Origin of the sequence: Mucilaginibacter sediminis, assembly GCF_051903035.1 — a bacterium.
Taxonomy (GTDB): domain Bacteria; phylum Bacteroidota; class Bacteroidia; order Sphingobacteriales; family Sphingobacteriaceae; genus Mucilaginibacter.
The window spans coordinates 4605233-4621797 of sequence record NZ_CP170602.1; the positions used below are offsets into that span (position 1 = coordinate 4605233).

Consider the following 16565-nt stretch of genomic DNA (forward strand, 5'->3'; position numbering starts at 1 on the left):
TTGAAATCTGAAATCTGCACATTTACTCCATCTGCACACCGGCTATCGCTCCAGCTTTGCTATCCTTGTTGGTGTATCTGTACCGGCAACAATACTGCGCGAGCTTAGCGCGATAGCCCTGATGGTTGATGTAATATTACTTACATCTAAGGAGCTAAACTCGTCTTTAACGGTATGGTATAGTTTGTCAATATCTATCTGATCGGTTGATATGGTGTGCGCCGGTACGCCAAGCCTGGCCAGTGTTGCATTATCGCTGCGGTAAAACAAATCCTGCTCGGGGTATGGGTCGGGGTAAAATTTAAAAGCCGTGCCATCCAGGTTTTTTTGCAGGATCTTGCCGAAATCCGAACGCTCATAACCGGTTATAAATGCCGAGTTTTGGCCAAATTTTGATGCCTTGCCAATCATTTCGATATTAAACATGGCAACCGTTTTATCGGGGTTTACCTGGCCTGAGAAGTATTGCGATCCGTAACCGCCAATTTCTTCGGCACAAAAAGCTACAAAAATGAGGGTGCGGGCGTTGTTTTTTAGCTTTTTATAATATTTAGCCAACGATATTACCGCCGTTGTGCCCGATGCATCGTCATCCGCGCCGTTGGCAATGCTGTCGCCTTCCATCGGTTTAAGGATACCCAGGTGGTCATAATGGCCCGAGAATACTACAAACTCATCCGGTTTGGTTTTACCGGGTATCATGCCGGCAACATTAAACAAAGGAAGTTCTTCGCTTTTGATTTCGTAGCGCACATCAAATGCGGTTACTTTATCAAAACTCCCCAGCACAAATACAACAGGCGGCGTTGTTTTACCTTTAAATATTACACTGCCCCTGCCGGCAAACCCGCGTACGCGTGTAAACAAATCTTTAAATTTAGGGTCTACCAGCACCAGCGATTTTTTGCCGCTACGTGTAATGGCGCCGTACTCCTGCCTGAAATTTTTATCGTCGGTTACCTGTACCACCTGTACATCGGCATTGGTGGCCCAGCTAAATGATTCGCTTCCGGTTGCAAAAGCGCTGTCAGCCGCAATACTTTTGCCGTTAATGCTCAGCGTTAATTTAACGGGGGTAGAACGGATCATTTTAAAATCCTGCCTGAAACCGGTGTTACCTGCCAGCGGCGTTAAGCCAATGCTTTTAAACTCGCCTTCAATAAATTTGGCGGCTTTTTCGATGCCTGGGGTAAATGTCGCGCGGCCCTGCATATCATCTGACGATAGGGTTTTAATAATGCGGCCTACATTTTTTTCTTTAATCAGCTTATTTACATTTTGGGCAAAGCCCAACGCGGTAATTGCTGATAATGCTACGGTTACTATAAAAATCTTTTTCATTGATTATTTAACTTTTGATTGCAACCAATTGTTGCGGAATGTTTCCTGTTCTTTTGATAATGGCTTGCCTGCTTTTTCAAAGGTAACTACTTCAAAATTAGGATTTGCCTCTAATACTATGGTTGTTTCGTGGCTGCCGGTGCGGTTTTTATAATTTATGGTAAGCTTATCGCCCGGCTTTTTATCTGTAAGCTGGTCGTCAAAACCTTTCTGGTCTTTAATATCAGCGCCGTTTACCTTTAATATCACATCACCAGCATCCAGCCCTGCCTTATAAACCGGCGAGCCGATAATGGTGCTCGATAGTATAGGCAAACCTTCGGCATTACCCGCACGAGGCTGGCCTGCCCTGCCACGGCCTGCGGTGGTTGCCAATGAACCTGCCCAGCCTTTTTCGGGGTTAATTTTGCGTAAAGCCAAACCAGCTTTGGCCAATAACTCTTCGTAATTGTTTTTATCAATGCCGGTAATGTATTTCCTAAAAAAATCGGCAGCAAATTTGGGGTTGGTTATTTTGCCCAGGTCGGTTTGCAAATCAGGAATGATATAAGGTTTCATTACCTTGCCGCGGCTTAGCCAAACCTGGCGCATATAATCGTCAAGCGTAATATTGAAATCGCTGCGCAAGCGTAAGTCAAGCGCGAGGGCAATGGCGCCGCCATAGGTGTAGTAACTGGTAAAATCGTTGGCGTTGTTGTTCGGGTCGATAGAAACACCCGCATCTGCGTATACCGAATAACGGCTCATTTGGGTTGCGGGATATTTAGCAGCGGCAGGGGTGTTTAATACCTGGTTTACCAGTCCTGCTACGGTGCCGGTATAATCATCAAGATCAATAAAGCCTGAGCGTACCAGCAGCAGCTCACCATAGTATTGGGTAAAGCCTTCGGCAAACCAAAGCTCGCTGCTCATGTTGGCATGCTCAAAATTGAAAGGCTCCAATGATTTTGGGCGGATGCGTTTCACATTCCAGCTATGGAAGTATTCGTGCGCATAAACTCCTAACAGCCTTTTTTCCAAACCTTCAACCTTAGGGGCAGGTATGGTGATGCAGGTTGAATTACGATGCTCCATTCCATCGCCTGACGTGGTGGGATGAATATCGCTGATAAAAGTATATTCGCCATAATCGTAGGCCGGAAATTCGCCAAATACGGCTTTTTCTTCCTGTACCATCCGGGCAACCATTTTGCCGAAATTATCTATCACGGCCTGGCTATCATCGGAGTGAACGGTAAGGTTTATCTTTTCTTTTTTATTGTCATAATTAACCACATCCCAGCTGGTAATTTTATAATCAGACAGTTCCGTTGGGCAATCCATCATGTATTGCAGGCTGGGAGAGCTGTACACATTTTTATCCTCATGTTTTAGCTGAGTAGCCACATGCCAGCCATATTTATCCAAATCGTTAAATTGGAAGGTAAGCGGCCTTTTATCCTGTCCAACAACCCACATAAAAGTGGCAGGCATGTTCAGGTGGGCGTGGCTTGGGTCGATGCTTGCGTAAGTGCCGTCTGTCCAATTGCCAAAAAGGGTGTAGCTTACTTTAACGGTTGATGGGTGCTCCTCTATCGAGTAAACATCGCCTTCAACCTGCTTCAATTCAAGGGCCTTGCCGTTTACATCGGTAGCGGCAACATTATAAATATTTTTACCAAACTCATGCGTGGCATAGCGGCCGGCAGATGAACGGCTCATCCTAAGCAGCAAAGGGCCGGTTGGGGCCTGCGGAATGGTGATGGTAATCTCGGCCTCGTGGTGGGCAGCATTAGGGAACGATATGGAATAATAAATAGCTTTTGGTGCATCCTGCTGGGCCATGGCAGCGGCCGAAAACAGGGAAGCAAGCGCGAGTAGTAATGTTTTTTTCATGTATTATGATTAGCAGCGATGAAATTACAACTAATCGGCCAATTGTAATATATCAATATTATTACAGATGTTGCAGGGCTCCAATATTGTATTTTAAAGCAAAGAGGCAAAGCCGCCAGGAGTTAAGCCTTTTTACGCTGAACCTTTTCTGGCTTTGCGCGAAACAATCTTTAATATATCAGTTACACCAATTACACGTATTTTTGAATTATGAAAAGACTGATACGCAGTTTTGGTTTTGCTTTTAAAGGATTAAGGTATGCTGCGGCAACGCAACCTAATTTCAGGATACACCTGGTATTGGCTTTCATTGCAGTTATGCTGGGTTTTGCGCTCCATATTGCCTTTGCAGAATGGCAATGGATTATGCTGGCCATTGCCCTTGTACTGGTAATTGAGCTTTTAAATACCGGGATTGAAACGTTAACCGACCTGGTATCGCCGGATTATAATGAAATGGCAGGCAGAGTTAAAGATGTTTGCGCCGGCGCAGTGGTAATAGCGGCCTTATTTGCGCTTATAACAGGCATCGTAATATTTTTACCAAAACTTATTTTACTGGTAAGGCATGCTGCATAAAACCCGTGGTATAGTATTTAAAGCCACCGATTATGGCGAAAGCAGTGTAATTGTGCAAATTTTTACCGAGAAGTTCGGCTTGCAATCATACATCATAAACGGGGCCAAAAAGCCAAAGGCAAAAATAGGCCGCAATATGTTGCAACCCCTGCACCTGCTTGATTTGGTTGTTTATCATAAAAATACCGGCAGCGTACAACGTATAGCCGAGCTTAAAAATTCGCCTGTATTACAAAGCATCCCTTATGATGTGATTAAAAGCTGCATCGCTATTTTTTTAAACGAGGTACTATACAAATCCATCAAACAGCAATCGGCCGAAGAGAATATTTTTGATTTTGTTTTTAGCGCGATAGAGTGGCTGGATCATCAGACAGGCAACGTAGCCAACTTCCACCTGTTGTTTTTAACCCGGCTTACACGGTACCTGGGGTTTTATCCCGACAGGGCGCTGATTGATAACGCCGATTACTTCGACCTGAAGAACGGCACGTTTAGCAAATATAAGCCGGATACGGTAATGTACCTTTCGCCGCCGCATACGCAAAACTTTAGCCTGCTGCTTAAAAGCAGTTTTGACAGCATGGATGAGCTGAAACTAACCAACGACGAGCGGCGTTACCTGATCCAAAAATTAATGGAGTATTATGCCCTGCATATTGAGGGTTTTGGCAATATCCGGTCGGGCGATGTGCTGGAGGAGGTTCTTTCTTAAGCCTTGAATCGGAAGTCTTAAGTTCTAAGTCAAAAAAAGGCCTTCTTTATAATCCAATGCAGTTGAGTTGAAAGTTCTTTTCTATCCTAAAAGATGGGTTATGATATGGCGTTGGTGAATATTATTATTGCTGGTTGGATGCTTTATTTAAGTATAAATACAGGCCTAAAATAAAAAAAGAGATAGCCAGGTGGCTCTCTCTTTTTTTTTAAGTTGACTGACCTCATTATTTACCATAAAGAACTAATTGGTTAGATCGATAATAACAATTAGGACAAATATAAGCACTATAGGGTTAGTAGACTAATTTTTGGCAAAAAAAGCTTCATTTTTATGAAAAAACGCCATATTTTGATTAAAAAGGCGTGTTTTTTGAAAAAAAGGCCCTTATTTTGCCATTTTTTCAATCAAAAATCACAAAAATGACTCTCTTTTAACTGCGGATCTCAGTGGTCTTTCCCCTTCAACCTATCATTGGCCGGGGTGAAAAATGGCAGAAATATTATTTTATTTGCTTAGTTGGTGGCAGAAATTTAATACCCCCCACACGGAGGTATTGCAACGTTACATCAAATCTGATGGGGGCTTTGGTCGGCGTGATCTTGACGCTTTTGTATTTGTCGGCCAGCCAATAAAAAACCTTATTAACGCTATCTGGCAAACTAACAGACTGGGCCGTGATGCGCTTTACCTTTCCCTGGTAATAAATAATCAGCTCCAAACTTTGATCGTCGGCGCTATTGTCATAGTGGCTGGCAAGTTTTTTATAATGAATAGCTTCCAGCTTCATGTTCAATGTATCCCAGGTTTGTTTGCTTATTGTACCCGAATAATAACCTTTAATAACTTTCCTTTTCTTGCCCGGCAAAAGCTTACCACCATAAAATTTAAAGCTGAGCGAACTATCTATACTTGTAGCAGTGAACTGGCAGGGGCCAAAGCACTCGCCTGTGGCAATTTCTATTTTGGTTATCTCGTTGTTCCTGGGGGCTAACGGCTTATTGCAGGCCATGAGCAATCCCACTAAAAACAGCACCAGAACAATACCATTAACAAACAAACTTTTGCGTGATTCCATTACATCTTAGTTAAAATTCCCCACTATATCGGTGATGCTAAAGTTGCAGTTTATATCGGCAGTTTCAATGCGGCCTATAACTGGAGTATATAATACTGCTCTAAAACCAACAAATCCGGCCTATTTTGCAAGCCGGATTTGTTGGTATGAAATAAGAGCGGGTTATTTAAGCGAGTATACCCAGTTAACTATCTGTTTAATCTCGGCCGGTTTTAGATTGGGGTGCGCGGGCATATCCACATCGCCCCAAACGCCGTGTCCACCGGTTGCTATCTTTTTAACCAGATGATTGGTTGAAGCCAGGTTTTTTGCATACTTTTTAGCAACATCGGCAAATGCCGGGCCTACAGATTTTTCGGCAACCTTATGGCAGGCCTTGCAATCTAACGACATCATTAAGTTCATACCTGCGGCGTTAGCCTTCATGTTGGCCATTTTTAGCTTCATATCAGGCGAATCCTGGCCGGCTAATACCGGGGTGGTTTTACTTAGCGTGGCTGCGCCTTCATCATCTTTAACCTCAACCGATACATTGTAGTTACCTTTTTTGGTATAGGTGTAAACCAGTTTTGGCAAAGCCGTTGTTTTTTTGATGCCGTTGCCCAGGTTCCAGGTGTAGGTCATTGTGTTATTTTCCGGATCGGTTGCTGTTGCAGTAAAAGTTACCGCTAAAGGCAATTTACCAAAAGCTTTATTTGCAGCAATGCTTTTTACTTCGGGCGCACGGTTGCCGGTGTTGTAATCAATGCGGGCCAAACCGGCATCTTTGTTTTTGGTAAACCAGCCCGAGCCATATTCCAGCACATATATTTTACCATCCGGGCCGGTCTCCATATCAATAGGTGAGTTGAATTTGGTAGTGGCCATAAATGGCTCCATTTTGTCCAGGTCGCCGTTGGGCTGCAGGGTAAGTACTTTTATCCAGCCACGGATCCAATCATAAAAAAATACCTTTTTATTATAATAATCGGGCAGACGTGATGCCTTTGGATACATGTCTGTATAATAAATGGGGCCGGCCATAGTGGTACGCCCGCCAGAGCCAACTTGCGGAAAATCTTTCGATTCGCCATAAGGGTACCAGATAAATGCAGGCTGCGCAGGCGGCAGTTCTCTTAAGCCTGTGTTGTTCCTGGAATCATTTATCGGATGCAGCGGGTCAAAATTGGGGCCCGATTCGCCGGTTTCATAGTTATAGGCATGGTAAGGGATATTAGGGCCAATAAACAAGGGCCAGCCGAAGAAGCCTGCTGCCTTGGCCTGGTTAAATTCATCGTAACCACGGGGGCCGCGGGTAGCTAAGCTATCGTTATTGGCATCGGGGCCTACTTCGCCCCAGTACAGGTAGTCGTTCTTTTTATCAACGGCTATACGGTATGGGTTTCTGTCGCCCATTACATAAATCTCCGGGCGGGTGCCTGCGGTGCCCGGTTTAAACAGGTTGCCATCGGGGATGGTATAAGTACCATCATTTTTTATTTTTATCCTCAGGATTTTGCCTCTTAAATCGTTAGTATTCCCGGCAGAGCGTCTGGAGTCGTGATTTAAGTGCTCCGGGCGGTCATCCAACGGAGCAAATGAATGTGTATCATGGGGCAGGTTTTTGCCCTCATCAAATGGCGTGGTATTATCGCCGGTAGATACAAACAACAAATGATCTGGCCCAAACGCTATGGAGCCGCCTGTATGGCAGCAAATTTCGCGTTGGGAGTACAGCTGCAATACAACTTTTTCTGATTTATTATCGATAGTATCACCCGTAAGTGTAAAGCGCGATAAACGGTTTACCGAAGTATCTGCAGGGCTGTAGTAAATATAAACGTAATGGTTGGTTTTAAAATCGGGATCGGCCTGGATGCCTAAAACGCCTTCTTCGGCATTTACCCCTTTGGTGTGCAGCGTTTTAAAATAAGCGTTCAGGAAACCAACCTGTTTAATGGTTTTGGTGGCATTTTTAAACAGCATGATCTGGCCGCGACGCTGGGTTACTAAAATATCCAGGTTGGGTAAAATGGTCATTTCTGTAGGCTCGTAAAAAGTGCCCTGAATAAGGGATGTTCTTACAAAACGGTTTTCCTCCGGTACGCGCAGGGTGGTACATTTGGAGTAATCGGGTTTTTTATTGTCGCCAATGGCATATTTAATACCGCCCAGCAGGTGGCCTAAATATACAGGGTCGCTGTACGATTCATCGGTATGGCCAAGTTCGGTATAAAAAGCGCGCCCGTTTTCAAAATTGTGGTACCAGGCCATTGGGTGGTTATCGCCGTTGATGCCGCCTTTGTAGCTGTTTTCATCAATTTTAATAAGCACATGCAGGTTTTTGCTGATCTTTTTAAAGTTGTACCACTCATCTGTCCTTTTCCATTCATCGGGCAAAGCGCGGGTTGAGGGATGGTTTTTATCCATCACTTTTAATATGGCCTCCTGCATAGCAGGGTGGCTGTCAAAGTAGGCGCCTACCAAACGGCCGTACCATTGCCAGTCGTATTCGGCATCAGCGGCAGCATGCACGCCTACAAAATTGCCCCCTGCCTGCATATAGCGTTCCAGGTCGGCCTGCTGGTAATTATTAAGCATATAGCCGGTAGTGCTCAGGAAAACAACTGCGGCATATTGGCTAAGATTGGCTCGCTGATTTTTGCAGCGTTAGATGTGGTATCAACCGAAAAATCGTTTTCGGCACCCAGTTTAATGATAGCTGCAGAACCTGCCGCAATGGATGCATGATGATAACCGGATGTTTTTGTGAATACCAGGATTTTGGGCTTAACAACTATTTTGCTGAAGTTAAATACAAGCATAGCAAGCGCCAGCAGTAAAGTAATTTTTAATCGCATATGAAATTATTGATAGGTTTTATTGGTTGTTATGGCTTGCCGTTTTATACTTAAAGCCGGCCAAATGTAGCCATTTCCATCGATTGCGTAACTTTAGTATCGCAAATATTACAAGCTTGTAAAAAGGTGGTTTGCCGGGATAGAAAACTAGCTGCAGATTAAGATGAATTTAAAAAAGGAAGCGCCTGGCGGCTCAGAAAACAAGATTTGTTTTTGATAAATCAACCGTGCTTATTTCTCAATCAGCGCCAGCCAATCAAGCACCACTTTTCTTATGGCGGGCTCTTTGCTTTTTAAATCATCCATATCCTTAATGTATACCAGGCGGCGGCCGTCTGTGTAATCGCCAGTTAACAAACCACTGGTGTCATTAACTTTTGCCCCGCTGGGGAAAACGAGCAGAATGCGTTTATGCAGGTTCATCACCATGATATACCTTTTATATTCTTTCGGGTTAAAAGGCTTCATTTCGCCCGTGTACAAAAAGCTGGGGGCGTTCCATTTAATTTCCTCGCCAATTTCGGGGTCGACGTTTAAAACTATCTGCCTGATGGCTTGCACAATTTGGGCAACCGGGGCATCCAGTTTTTCAATGTATTCTGTTACCAGCTGGGCGTTTAATTTGGGCATGGCTTTTTAATGAGATTTTATTTAGTCTGTTTTTGTAATTTCGGGTATATATCCAAACCTAAAACTTTAATATATGTCCTCAAAATGCATTCTACCTCTCTTTGTCTTGATAATTAGCTGCCTCAGCGTAAAATCACAAGTAATTTTAAATGCCGACTACGCTAAAATAAAGCATGAAGTTGGGTTAAAAGGTGGGAGATTGAGAAGAAGTTTCATCGAAAAAAACATAGAGACGAATGGACGCTACAAAAAAGTTATTTTTTCGTACCCATTGCCACCAGAAGGAAATAGCTGCCTGATGAAAACCATCTATTGTTTAACGCTAAAAAATAAGTGTTTTAAATATTATGAGGATTACTGGGGAAATGATCTTGCAGAAAAAAGAATAGCCGATCTTAAAATTTATTACCCCAATTTAAAGCAAGTAAAAAATGAGTCACGATGGATTGATGTTGACAACAAATTTGAAGTGGATTTAATTCCGAAAAAAATAGGCGGCAATAATTTTGCTTCTGCTTATTTGTTAAAAATCAAACAAATCTGAAATTAAGGCGTCATATCACCTTGCTCTAAGGAGGGGCTCCTCCTTCATTTTTATTTCATACTGTATATCAAAAAAACATATACCTTAGTTCTGCATTTTAAACCTTAGTTAAGCAAAATTCGCGGCCGTTTTCGTAACAATTACGCAGCCTGCTTGTCAATATATAAATACATTTTACAATGGCTATTAATCTTCAAAAAGGACAAAAAATAGATATCGGACTGTCGAAAATGACAGTTGGTTTGGGCTGGAACCCAAATGAAGGCACAGGTTATGATTTCGACCTGGATGTATCTGCTATCATGATAGATGGCAACAGGTTTGTACCGGAAGACGAGTTCTTCGTTTTTTATAACAACGTAGATTCGCCGGACGGCGCCGTTCATCATACCGGCGACGATCCTTCGGGCGGTAACAGCGATGGCGGCGATGATGAATCCATCAACATTGATTTAACTAAAGTTGATGGCAAAATACAGGAGATATTGTTTGTGGTAACCATCCACGAAGCGCAACCCCGCAGGCAAAACTTTGGCCAGGTGCGCGATTCATATATCCGAATCATCGACGAGCAAACCGGCAGCGAAGTTTGTAAATATGAGCTGGGCGAGGATTTTTCTATCGAAACAGCTGTTGAGTTTGGCCGTTTATACCGACGCAACGGGGCCTGGAAATTTGAGGCATCGGGCGTGGGTTACAAGGAAGATCTGGCCTTCTTTTTAAGTAAATATTTTAAAGGGCAAATCATTAAGTAAGCAAGGCTATGGCAATTAATCTGGTAAAGGGTCAAACAATTGACCTGCGTAAAAATGATAAAGGCGAAAGCTTCGATTTGTCGTCGGTAACCATCGGCTTAGGCTGGGATGTGAGGAAAAGCCATGGCGGCGGCGGTTTTTTGGGCAAACTATTCGGCGGCGGCAGCGAAGAAGTGGAATACGACCTGGATGCCATCGCTTTTGTGCTTGATAAAAACGGCCATGTGGCCAGCAGGGGCCGCACTTTTCAAAAGCCAAACGGTAATAAAATAAATTTATACGAGGGCGATGTGGTGTACTTTAACTCCATGCGCCATCCGTCAAACCACATCTGGCTTACCGGCGATAACCGTACAGGCGCGGGCGATGGCGATGATGAGCAAATCATCGTAAAACTGGATTCGCTGGACCCCAAATACGACCGAATTTTGTTTATCGTAGCCATATACCAGGGCCAGCGGAAAAACCAGCATTTTGGCATGGTCGAGAACGCCTTTATCCGCGCCGTTGACAATCACGGTAAGGAGATAGCCAAATTCAGCCTATCGGGCGATGCCACCTATAACGGTATGTGCTCGATGAAATTTGCCGAAGTATACCGCAAAGATGGCACCTGGAAATTCCGAGCCATTGGCGAACCGTATGCAACGGATAATTTTTTAGAGTTACTTAAACAGTATTAAATTGGGTTGTACGTTGTAAGTTATACGTTGTATGTGCCTGTTTGGTAAAAAAACGTATAGCTTACAACATATCGCGTATAACCTTTATTTAGAACAGCTAACAATATTGAAATTTGGTTGTACATCTATATTTGCCAATTCGGGCAAAACGTATAACTTACAACGTATCACGTACAACCTACACCGCCTGCAATGTATCAACACTACTCCTTCGATCTCTGGCTTACGCTGATTAAATCAAACCCTTATTTTAAAATAGAGCGTACCAAAATCTTCCACCGGGATTTTAACCCGATGGGTAAAAGTATTGACGAGGTGGCCAAAGCTTTCAGGCAGGTTGATTTAATGTGCAACGCCGTAAACGAAAGTACAGGCAAAAACATTGATGCCGATGAGATGTACCTGATGGTGATTAGCCTGATTAATGACAACCAGCTTAGCTTATCGGATATTGATATCGGCAAACTGTACCTGAATATGGAGAAGCTGTTGTTCTATTACATGCCGCTGGTATACTCGCCTGTAACAATTTCCACGTTGCAGCATCTAAAAGATAAAACAGGTAGTACCTTTAGTTTGTTAAGCAATACCGGTTTTATAAAAGGGGCAACATTAAGAAAGGTACTGGCGGAGTTAAAGATGAGCGATTACTTTGATTTTCAGCTATACTCGGACGAAGTGGGTATGTCGAAACCAAACCCTGCCTTATTTAATTTAATGTTGCAAAATATCAAACAGGTCAATATAAATAAGGATATTCGTTTAAGCGATATCATTCATATAGGCGATAACCCTAAGGCTGATATTGAAGGCGCCCATGCAGCGGGCATAAAAAGTTTGCTCATCAACTCAAACAACCAATCTATTTTAGCCTTATTAAGTTAATGAACACTACCTACTCATTACATCACATCAGCAACGATAGTAACTTCGGCTTTTGCCCGGATAGCTACAGCCGTTTCAAATTTGGCGATGAAGCGGTAGCCCGTGAATTTGGCAGCGCTTTGATTGATGGTTTTATAGCAGAAGTACTGTTGGCCCAACCAATAACGCAACAAATTGTGGTGATATCGAGCCCTTATTCGTTTATCCCGACGGCTACTTTTGCCATGAAAACATGGTTTGTTTACGGGCTTAACCGCTGGCTGGCACAACATGGCTACCCGGTAGTGCAGGAAACCAAGGTACACCGAACTATTACTTATAAAGAGGATTATGGTGAGCTCGATGCTAAGCAAAGGATGAACCTGATAGGTAACGATTCGTTCCATATTGATAAGGACTTTTTGACCGGTAAAACGCTGATATTTTTGGATGATATTAAAATAACCGGCAGCCACGAGCGCATGATCATGAAAATGGTGAATGCATACGGCCTAAGCAATGATATTTACATGCTTTACTTTGCCGAACTGGTGAATAAAAACATCCACCCCAACATCGAAAATTTTTTAAACTATCACCAGGTAAAAACCATTTTCGACCTGGAGCCTATTATTCAAAGCAGCAGTTTTGCCATTAATACCCGCATAGTTAAATACATATTAAATTATAATCCCGATTGCTTTAGCATTTTTATACAAAACCAAGCGATGGATTTTGTAAACTTGCTATATGATATGGCTTTGGGCAATGGTTACCATACTATTGATGCCTACGCCCAAAACCTTAACTTTATTACCCAAAACCTATTTATAAACAATAAAAATCTGATTAAACATGGCAATTAATTTGCAAAAAGGCCAGCGCGAAAGCATCCATGCCCCTAAATTCACCATCGGGCTGGGCTGGGATACCAATAGCTCATCAACAGGCAGCGCATTCGATTTAGACGCCTCTGTTTTTATTTTGGGCGACAATAAAAGATTACTGGCCGACGAATATTTTGTGTTTTATAACAACCTGGTATCCCCGGATGGCGCAGTTGAGCATACCGGCGATAACCTTACCGGCGCGGGCGATGGTGATGACGAGCAGGTAAAGGTCGATCTATCAAAGGCTGATGCTAAAATCTCTGAAATTTGCATCGTGGTAACTATTCACGAGGCCGAGGCGCGTAAACAAAACTTTGGCCAGGTACGCAACTCCTTCATCAGGATATTTGATGCCGAAACAGGTGCCGATATTTTGAAGTATGAACTGGAAGAAGATTTCTCGATAGAAACCGCTGTTGAGTTTGGCCGCATCTACAAAAAAGATAACAACTGGAAATTTGAAGCTGTTGGCGTTGGCATGAAAGGCGGCCTGCAGGATTATTTAAACAAATATCAATAACAGCTATGGCAATTAATCTTCAAAAGGGACAACGCATCAGTCTCGAGAAAAGTAACGGTAATAAATTAGAAAGTGTTTGCGTGGGCATAAACTGGGGGGCTATTGAAAAAAAAGGTCTTTTTGGCTTTGGCGTAACCAAAGAAGCGGTTGACCTTGACGCCAGCTGTGCTTTGTTTGATGAAAGTAAACGCCTGATAGATGTGATCTACTTCGGCAACTTAAAATCAAAAGATGGTTCGGTAAAACATAGCGGAGATGATCTTACCGGTGATTTAAATGGCAACGACGGTATAGACAATGAAGTAATTACTGTAAACCTTCCGGGTTTGCCTGCATCGGTAACTTACGTGGCATTTATGCTGAACAGTTTCCGTGGGCAGGATTTTGGCACCATTCCTTTTGCGTCTATCCGCATTTATGAAGGTACGCCAACCCGCGTAAACGAAGTGTTTGCTACCTATGATATTGCACACAGCAAAGATTTTGCCGGCCACGTTGCCATGGTGATGGGCGTTTTTTACAAAAAGAACGGCGACTGGAAATTTAATGCCATTGGCGAACCAACCCGCGACCGCAAACTGGAAGAAACCGTTAAAACTGTTACCAATAATTATTTATAATATTCTGTGGTCGGTGTTCTGAGGTCTGTGGCCTGAGATCGGACCTCAGACCTCAGAAATCAGACCTCAGATTATAACTTAAAACTCAAGAAAATGGAAGGCGCACCAAATAACAACCCGATAAATATAACCCCGGTTACCCTGGATATAACTCCGGCTCCGGGAACAACAACTCCTGTAAAATTGCTGGATAAGGAAGGAAATGTAGACTTAGCCAACATTACACCAACCGAAGTCCAAAAATATAGTGAGGTGGCCAAAGCCCTCGACCCTAAAGATGTTAACTCCATCCTTAACTATGGAACCGATGTGCAGGCTTCGATGGAGAAGTATAGTAACAACTTTTTAACTTCAGTACGTACCTATAACTCCGGCGAAGTTGGTTTACTGATAAACGACCTGCTTACCGAACTGAATTATATTGACGTGGATGAACTTAACCAAAACGCGTTCACCTCCTTCATCTCGCATATTCCTTTCATGAAAAAGCTGGTGTTTGATGCCAAAAAACTTTTCCAGAAGTATGATACGGTGATTAACAACATCGATAAGATCACCAATAAGATCAAGGCAGGTCGTGTTAACTCGCTTAAGGACAATAGTTCGTTGCAAACCATGTTTGACAGCAACGTAACCTACATTCACCAGATGGAGGAGTTGATCATATCCGGTCAGTTAAAATATAATGAGCTAAATGAGCAATTGGCGCAAATGGATGCCAACCCATCGGCCTATAACGACTACGAAATTGCCGACCTGCGCGATTTTGTGAACCGCCTGGATAAACGCCTGGCCGATTTAAAGGTGGTAAGGTTTATCATGATGCAATCTTTGGCGCAAATACGTGTGGTGCAAAGTAATAACACTACCATAGCCGAGAAAGCGCAATCTATCGTATCAACCACCATCCCGGTTTGGAAAAACCAGCTTACAATAGCTGTTGCCCTAAACCGCCAGAAGGAAAATGTGGAGATGCAGAAAAAGATCTCGGACACCACCAACACCATCCTGCAAAAAAATGCCGAGCTGCTGAAACAAAATAGCATTGATGTTGCCCGCGAGAATGAGAAAACGGTAGTATCGCTGGATACCCTGAAACGCACAACCGCATCGCTGATTGAAACCCTTACCGAGGTAAAACGCATTCACGATGAAGGTACTGCCAATCGCAAAACGTTAAACACAGAATTGCAGAATCTGGAAACAGAGTTGAAAAAGCATGTGACCAACGCGTAAGCGAAGCCATATTGTCCCTTTATGTTGATGCGCGTATCTATCAGGTAAAAGCTGAAAAAAATCGTTATGACGTGTAAGGGAAATAGTTAAACGAATGCTTTAAACTACCGTCATTGCGAGGTACGAATCAATCCCGAACTATGTCGGACTTAGCATGTAGAGTATTGCTTCGTGCCTCGCAATGACGGATATTTGATAGTGGCAGTCTATAACTTACAAACACGTTATTATTAAGGAAGGTAACGATTAAGGAAGGTAACAATCGCGAATCTTACACACCATACATAGTTCGCGATTGCCGCGCTGCGCTCGCAATGACATAATTTCCCCATCGCCTGCATGACACAGGCGATTTTCTTTTAAAGCCCTGCCCTTCAGGGGTGGGTTTGGGTGGGGTTTCTTTTTTCGTAAATTTGTACTTGATTCATGGACGAAAACAGGTTAAATATTTTAAATCAGAGTAACCGGATGCTCAGTAAGCTGCAACTGCTTTCTGTATTTTTTGGCGACGATATGATTTATAAAATTTACCTGCGCAGCCAGGTGATCCATAAGCTGTTTGAGGCCAATCCCGAGCTGGATATCAATAAACTCGACCTGTTCCACCTGCAGTTTACCCAAAGCCTTATCGACCTGCTTCGCAAGATCAAAAAAAATAACGAGACCAACGTAAGCCTGTTGTTTGACGAGATACAGATTAACCGCGAGATGATTGAACGGCTGAACGACCCAACTTATACCTTGGCAAATTTCAACCTCGAAAAGCAAAGGCAGGCGCTCAAGATCAATTTATCGCTACGTAAGCTGTTCCAGGTATTGTCGGATAGTTCAACAGAAAACCCGCTGTCTAAAAACATCAATGCGTTTAGTTCGCGGTTTGCAGCTGATTTTTTTTACACCATCAGCACCGATCTGATGGAAGAAGTTACGGCCTTTAATCTGACGGACGTTTACAAAAATGAATACGCCAAAATTCAGCGTAAGCTAATGGGGGTGTTGTGCAAATATGATTTTAAAACAGAGTTTTATTGCGGTTTGAAATCGGGCGCACAGGTAATAGAGGTTTACAAGTTTATTGATACCGACAGGTATTTTATATATGCCCCCGGCGATAACCTGTTTGTGTTTTTTGACGTTGCAAAAATAGCGGGGCTGGATATGACCACCAACATGTCGAAAAAAGAGCGGCTGATGTATGAACTGAAAGACAAGAACGACAGGCTTGAAGGCAATGCCGCTGCGATGAAAGCGCACATGCCATCAGAAATTGCCGCCCTGCTTGCCGACAATTATAAAAAGATCTCGGATATCACCTTCCTGGATAATATCAGCAATATTGACGTGCAAGCCAATATTTTAAAAAGCATGCTCAATACCGATTTAATTTAGTTTATT

General features: G+C 43.1%; 16 protein-coding genes and 1 pseudogene. 11 read left to right on the forward strand and 6 right to left on the reverse strand.

Features of this window, described 5'->3' with window-relative positions; genetic code table 11:
• Positions 1-42 precede the first annotated feature (42 nt).
• Positions 43-1341, reverse strand: a complete 1299-nt coding sequence (locus ACFGVS_RS18785; protein WP_439695130.1) for a M20/M25/M40 family metallo-hydrolase — start codon at positions 1339-1341, stop codon at positions 43-45.
• A gap of 3 nt (positions 1342-1344) precedes the next feature.
• Positions 1345-3216, reverse strand: coding sequence for a M61 family metallopeptidase (locus tag ACFGVS_RS18790; protein ID WP_439695131.1), 1872 nt, complete (start codon positions 3214-3216; stop codon positions 1345-1347).
• A gap of 210 nt (positions 3217-3426) precedes the next feature.
• Between ACFGVS_RS18790 and ACFGVS_RS18795 the strand changes: the two genes are divergently transcribed.
• Both ACFGVS_RS18795 and recO read left to right on the forward strand, forming a co-directional pair.
• Positions 3427-3795 (forward strand): diacylglycerol kinase, encoded by a 369-nt coding sequence (locus ACFGVS_RS18795; protein ID WP_274210661.1) that lies wholly within the window; start codon positions 3427-3429, stop codon positions 3793-3795.
• Positions 3785-4510, forward strand: coding sequence for a DNA repair protein RecO (gene recO, locus ACFGVS_RS18800; protein WP_090651568.1), 726 nt, complete (start codon positions 3785-3787; stop codon positions 4508-4510). Before ACFGVS_RS18795 ends, recO begins: the two co-directional genes overlap by 11 nt.
• A gap of 502 nt (positions 4511-5012) precedes the next feature.
• Here the strand turns inward: recO and ACFGVS_RS18805 are convergent.
• The 4 genes and pseudogenes from ACFGVS_RS18805 to ACFGVS_RS18820 all read right to left on the reverse strand — a co-directional run bounded on the left by ACFGVS_RS18805 (position 5013) and on the right by ACFGVS_RS18820 (position 9058).
• Entirely contained in the window at positions 5013-5588 is a 576-nt protein-coding gene (locus ACFGVS_RS18805) for a DUF6438 domain-containing protein (protein ID WP_439695132.1), read from the reverse strand.
• A 162-nt stretch (positions 5589-5750) separates the two neighbouring features.
• Entirely contained in the window at positions 5751-7607 is a 1857-nt protein-coding gene (locus tag ACFGVS_RS18810; RefSeq protein WP_439699252.1) for a PQQ-dependent sugar dehydrogenase, read from the reverse strand.
• Positions 7608-7781: 174 nt separating this feature from the next.
• A pseudogene (locus tag ACFGVS_RS18815) lies at positions 7782-8428 on the reverse strand (ThuA domain-containing protein); the annotation flags it as partial.
• 231 nt (positions 8429-8659) lie between these two features.
• The gene (locus ACFGVS_RS18820) at positions 8660-9058 is read right to left on the reverse strand and encodes a DUF1801 domain-containing protein (protein WP_274210664.1); all 399 of its coding nucleotides are present in this window, start codon (positions 9056-9058) and stop codon (positions 8660-8662) included.
• Positions 9059-9131: 73 nt separating this feature from the next.
• On the opposite strand from ACFGVS_RS18820, the gene ACFGVS_RS18825 reads away from it, so the two are divergent.
• From ACFGVS_RS18825 to ACFGVS_RS18865, 9 genes are all read left to right on the forward strand, one after another.
• Positions 9132-9602 carry a hypothetical protein gene (locus ACFGVS_RS18825; protein WP_274210665.1) on the forward strand — a complete coding sequence of 157 codons (471 nt, stop codon included), beginning with the start codon at positions 9132-9134 and terminating at the stop codon, positions 9600-9602.
• Between the two features lie 179 nt (positions 9603-9781).
• Positions 9782-10357 carry a TerD family protein gene (locus tag ACFGVS_RS18830; RefSeq protein WP_090651564.1) on the forward strand — a complete coding sequence of 192 codons (576 nt, stop codon included), beginning with the start codon at positions 9782-9784 and terminating at the stop codon, positions 10355-10357.
• A gap of 8 nt (positions 10358-10365) precedes the next feature.
• Complete coding sequence (locus ACFGVS_RS18835; RefSeq protein WP_274210666.1) at positions 10366-11040, forward strand: TerD family protein; 675 nt, start codon at positions 10366-10368, stop codon at positions 11038-11040.
• A gap of 192 nt (positions 11041-11232) precedes the next feature.
• Positions 11233-11925 (forward strand): HAD family hydrolase, encoded by a 693-nt coding sequence (locus tag ACFGVS_RS18840; RefSeq protein WP_439695133.1) that lies wholly within the window; start codon positions 11233-11235, stop codon positions 11923-11925.
• Positions 11925-12770 carry a phosphoribosyltransferase family protein gene (locus ACFGVS_RS18845; protein ID WP_439695134.1) on the forward strand — a complete coding sequence of 282 codons (846 nt, stop codon included), beginning with the start codon at positions 11925-11927 and terminating at the stop codon, positions 12768-12770. The genes ACFGVS_RS18840 and ACFGVS_RS18845 overlap by 1 nt, the downstream gene beginning before the upstream one ends.
• Positions 12760-13314: a TerD family protein gene (locus ACFGVS_RS18850; RefSeq protein ID WP_090651560.1), complete on the forward strand. Its 555-nt coding sequence runs from the start codon at positions 12760-12762 to the stop codon at positions 13312-13314. The genes ACFGVS_RS18845 and ACFGVS_RS18850 overlap by 11 nt, the downstream gene beginning before the upstream one ends.
• A 5-nt stretch (positions 13315-13319) precedes the next feature.
• Positions 13320-13934 carry a TerD family protein gene (locus ACFGVS_RS18855; protein ID WP_439695135.1) on the forward strand — a complete coding sequence of 205 codons (615 nt, stop codon included), beginning with the start codon at positions 13320-13322 and terminating at the stop codon, positions 13932-13934.
• Positions 13935-14027: 93 nt separating this feature from the next.
• Positions 14028-15170 (forward strand): toxic anion resistance protein, encoded by a 1143-nt coding sequence (locus ACFGVS_RS18860; RefSeq protein WP_439695136.1) that lies wholly within the window; start codon positions 14028-14030, stop codon positions 15168-15170.
• A gap of 426 nt (positions 15171-15596) precedes the next feature.
• Positions 15597-16559, forward strand: a complete 963-nt coding sequence (locus tag ACFGVS_RS18865; RefSeq protein ID WP_439695137.1) for a hypothetical protein — start codon at positions 15597-15599, stop codon at positions 16557-16559.
• Positions 16560-16565 lie beyond the last annotated feature (6 nt).

Bases quoted from the DNA above. Each gene is read 5' to 3' on its own strand.
- ACFGVS_RS18855 (WP_439695135.1), top strand. From the start codon at position 13,320: ATGGCAATTAATCTTCAAAAGGGACAACGCATCAGTCTCGAGAAAAGT.
- ACFGVS_RS18860 (WP_439695136.1), top strand. From the start codon at position 14,028: ATGGAAGGCGCACCAAATAACAACCCGATAAATATAACCCCGGTTACC.
- ACFGVS_RS18795 (WP_274210661.1), top strand. From the start codon at position 3,427: ATGAAAAGACTGATACGCAGTTTTGGTTTTGCTTTTAAAGGATTAAGG.
- ACFGVS_RS18820 (WP_274210664.1), bottom strand. From the start codon at position 9,058: ATGCCCAAATTAAACGCCCAGCTGGTAACAGAATACATTGAAAAACTG.
- ACFGVS_RS18805 (WP_439695132.1), bottom strand. From the start codon at position 5,588: ATGGAATCACGCAAAAGTTTGTTTGTTAATGGTATTGTTCTGGTGCTG.
- ACFGVS_RS18840 (WP_439695133.1), top strand. From the start codon at position 11,233: ATGTATCAACACTACTCCTTCGATCTCTGGCTTACGCTGATTAAATCA.
- ACFGVS_RS18835 (WP_274210666.1), top strand. From the start codon at position 10,366: ATGGCAATTAATCTGGTAAAGGGTCAAACAATTGACCTGCGTAAAAAT.
- ACFGVS_RS18845 (WP_439695134.1), top strand. From the start codon at position 11,925: ATGAACACTACCTACTCATTACATCACATCAGCAACGATAGTAACTTC.
- ACFGVS_RS18810 (WP_439699252.1), bottom strand. From the start codon at position 7,607: ATGACCATTTTACCCAACCTGGATATTTTAGTAACCCAGCGTCGCGGC.
- ACFGVS_RS18785 (WP_439695130.1), bottom strand. From the start codon at position 1,341: ATGAAAAAGATTTTTATAGTAACCGTAGCATTATCAGCAATTACCGCG.
- ACFGVS_RS18850 (WP_090651560.1), top strand. From the start codon at position 12,760: ATGGCAATTAATTTGCAAAAAGGCCAGCGCGAAAGCATCCATGCCCCT.
- ACFGVS_RS18825 (WP_274210665.1), top strand. From the start codon at position 9,132: ATGTCCTCAAAATGCATTCTACCTCTCTTTGTCTTGATAATTAGCTGC.
- ACFGVS_RS18790 (WP_439695131.1), bottom strand. From the start codon at position 3,216: ATGAAAAAAACATTACTACTCGCGCTTGCTTCCCTGTTTTCGGCCGCT.
- ACFGVS_RS18830 (WP_090651564.1), top strand. From the start codon at position 9,782: ATGGCTATTAATCTTCAAAAAGGACAAAAAATAGATATCGGACTGTCG.
- ACFGVS_RS18865 (WP_439695137.1), top strand. From the start codon at position 15,597: ATGGACGAAAACAGGTTAAATATTTTAAATCAGAGTAACCGGATGCTC.
- recO (WP_090651568.1), top strand. From the start codon at position 3,785: ATGCTGCATAAAACCCGTGGTATAGTATTTAAAGCCACCGATTATGGC.